This is a genomic window from Rubritalea profundi (assembly GCF_002954445.1).
Taxonomy (GTDB): domain Bacteria; phylum Verrucomicrobiota; class Verrucomicrobiia; order Verrucomicrobiales; family Akkermansiaceae; genus Rubritalea; species Rubritalea profundi.
The window spans coordinates 2236395-2239537 of the sequence record NZ_MQWA01000001.1 but is presented as its reverse complement, the minus strand read 5'-3'; the positions used below and the strand labels follow the sequence as shown (position 1 = coordinate 2239537).

At 49.0% G+C, this 3143-nt stretch carries 3 protein-coding genes; 1 reads left to right on the top strand and 2 read right to left on the bottom strand.

What is annotated here, in order from left to right:
• Positions 1 to 105 precede the first annotated feature (105 nt).
• Positions 106 to 570, bottom strand: a complete 465-nt coding sequence (locus BSZ32_RS09755; protein WP_105043251.1) for a YehS family protein — start codon at positions 568 to 570, stop codon at positions 106 to 108.
• Between the two features lie 234 nt (positions 571 to 804).
• Here BSZ32_RS09755 and BSZ32_RS09750 point away from each other — a divergent pair, with 234 nt between their 5' ends.
• Positions 805 to 1404 carry a protein-L-isoaspartate(D-aspartate) O-methyltransferase gene (locus BSZ32_RS09750; protein ID WP_129589690.1) on the top strand — a complete coding sequence of 200 codons (600 nt, stop codon included), beginning with the start codon at positions 805 to 807 and terminating at the stop codon, positions 1402 to 1404.
• Positions 1405 to 2321: 917 nt separating this feature from the next.
• Here BSZ32_RS09750 and BSZ32_RS09745 read toward each other — a convergent pair.
• A complete protein-coding gene (locus tag BSZ32_RS09745; RefSeq protein WP_240610608.1) occupies positions 2322 to 2528 on the bottom strand; it encodes an AI-2E family transporter in 207 nt (68 codons plus the stop codon).
• Positions 2529 to 3143 lie beyond the last annotated feature (615 nt).

Below are 3143 nucleotides of genomic sequence, written 5' to 3'. Positions count from 1 at the left end.
TATCATCAACCCCAAAGGGTATTCTAACGTAGCCTAGGGCTATGCCTGGGATTCGATAGGTCGCAGCTGCGGCGCTTAAGTCCGTACCATTCAGCTCTGTTCCCCTTATTCACGGCCCGCCGCCTGGCCTAGACCGTGGAGGAACTTACGCAGCACCTGTTCGGGGCATGGGGCAAAGTTGCGCTGACCTTCCTTGCGGAAGAACGATCCGAGTTCGGCTTTAGTGACGACAAAACCCGCGTGCTTGAAAATATCCATCATCCCCTCTTCGCGCAGCTCGAGAGCGATCCGCAGTTTCTTCAGAACCTCGTTTCTGGACATGCGTTCCAGAGGTTGCGGCGTGGAACCGTCGGGGCGGGGTCCACGTTTTTCAATGATGAATCCGTCGAGAAAGCGGCAAAGTCCGGCATCTGAAAGCGGCTGAAAGCCATCTTGTTCCTCGCGCTTGAGCCAGTGTGCCACCTGGGCCTTATCCACATCACCTTCGACGTGAGCGATGATCTTAGTCACCTGAGAATCGGTGAAGTTAAACGCGTAGCGGAGACGGCGAAGGATGTCGTTATTGTTCATAATATTTGGAGCAACTTGAGATCAATCTGCGCCGTATTCAAGATAAATCCCCCACCCCAGACCTTCCCCGTTTAAATGTTTTCAAAAAGATGCCAGCCATGTGTGAGCTAGCTGAGACGAACTAGAGCTCCGTACCTAGCCGTTCTGCCCCTATAAATCCGTTAGTCATCATATCTCAGACAACACGCAATTTCCGTGTTATCATTAGGTGTTGTGCAAAATCCTATCGAAATCATGCTTCGAGAACATTTAGAGTCACGTGACATCACTGATGAATACGTTCTGAATGCTATGCGTACGGTGCCGCGCGAGCTTTTTGTTGCCGCAGATCTACGACAAAATGCTTACGATGACAGAGCCCTCCCTATTGGCTCAGGTCAGACGATTTCTCAGCCATACATCGTTGCCCTAATGCTACAGCTAGCTCATATCACCCCCGATTCCACTGTACTGGATATCGGCACCGGCTGTGGTTATATGGCCGCAGTGGCGGCACAAATAGCAAGCCACGTCTACACGATTGAATGCGTACCCGAGCTAACCGAGCAGTCCATGGAGCGATTCGAAACGATGGGAATCTCCAACATTGATATTCATATCGGAGATGGCTCACTTGGCTGGCCAGGTCAGGAAATGTTCGATGCTATTCTTATCTCCTGCGCTACTGATGAAGCCCCAAAAAAACTCATTAGCCAGCTGAAACCGCACGGCAGGATGGTATTACCTATTCGCCAAAACTTGCCTCACGAGATACTCACCACCTACCACAAATCTGACAGCGGCGATCTAGAAATCACTGAACACCTAGCAGTCAAATTCGTACCGATGGTCTAATGACTAGCGCGACGCTATTTACTCGCGATCGCACAAACTGAATTCAGAATATTATTTTACCGAGCCCAGCGAGCCAGATTCGAGCTTTAGCCATAGAGACCACCGTAACACGCTAATCCTCAAAAAATAATCATCCCTCTATAAAGTCAGTCTAATAAACCACGGAAGTTATGGCAGGGCCTGCCAAAGATGGAAATGGGCCGCGACGACGCCAGGTTTCGCGCCTGGCTGGGAACAGTCATCCGCAATGCTGTCTATAACCACTGTAGCCAGGCTACTACGCGAAAACGCCGAGAGACCAACGCCGCCGCAAGTAACCCGGCCTCGGAAAATCAACCATCCTTCCAACCCCACTCTTCCATCACCGGGGCTTGGTTTTTTTTCGTGGCCGGGGCTTCCAGCCCCGTAGCCTAGCCGAACGTAAAAGAGGTTTCCAACCTCTTCTCTTGAAGCGCAAAGAGCTTACAAAGCTCTTCTACGTGAGAAGCCATAACAGACGACCGTCCGCAGCACGTCTGAGCCCAACGGGTTCACTCATACTAGCGAAACACAGCGATATAAGGGCAGATACGTTGTATCCGGAGTGGCCACGCCCGATAAGGCGAACCGGGTGCTGGTGGCGACACTCAATGTCTATTAGTCACAATGTCTATTAGTCAGACAATATGAACTGTAAATTGAGGAGTTCCTTTATCTGTAGCTATTTTTTAAAATGGTCTGGAACTATGGGGGGGGCAGGCTGGCGCAGGACAAACCTCAACCTTGGCTGGCCTTATATCAATCCGAGTTGCTAAAGAATCAAATGGCATTTTCTGGAGGTTTATGAAATGGCGCTAGGCGGAGGAAGTCGGTACTGGCCGCTTTCTAGCTAAATCAGCGTTTATCCTCAGTCACGGTTCTTCCAATCACCAACACAGCTAGTCTGACTCAAGTTGGTTTTTGTACACCACGCCGTAGATCTCCCAAACGGTGACAAAGAGCGCGCAAATGATCGGGCCGATGATAAGGCCTACTGCGCCGAACATGAAGATCCCACCGAGGGTTCCTATCAAGATGTAGAGGTCTGGTAAATTCGCATCTTTGCCTACTAGGATAGGACGCAGGACATTATCGATGGAGGCCACGATCCCCGCGCTCTAGGCTAACAACAAGCAGCCCGCCATATAGTCGCCACGAATCAAAAGCCACAGCACAGCTGGCCCCTTATTTGTAAAACGCCAACACCTTCACCCCACAATACGCTTCATATTGCCGCATCGTCTTCCTAAAATACTCCTTTTCCTCCCTCTTAAAAAGAAACGACCTCCATACGACCCTCGTAAGGCAGTGATAAACTGACGCACAAGTTTCATGCTCCGGGGCTAGTAAATATTTACGAGTAACTCTCATGATCAGGGGAATCACAACAACTCGAACACAACGCACAAATCATTGATTACCTACGATATACACAATATCATAAAGCCATTCAAGCCTTTTCCTGACTACTGCTCTGTCCCGAATGGCACGGACTTAAGGGCACTTATCGGTAATTTTTATGTTAGGAAAAGCCTGTCTATGGTTCCTTAATATGTGAACAAAAAACAACCATTTATGACAGGCTTTCCCCCTCACCTTTTTGGCAGTGCTAAGAGATCAGCTCAAGCTCTTTTTCAAGATAAAATTCAACAATGTGGTTCTACTACGATCTCTGGATTGTCGATGGTTTTTGAAAAGGTTCTTCCTCAATTTGTATTAAG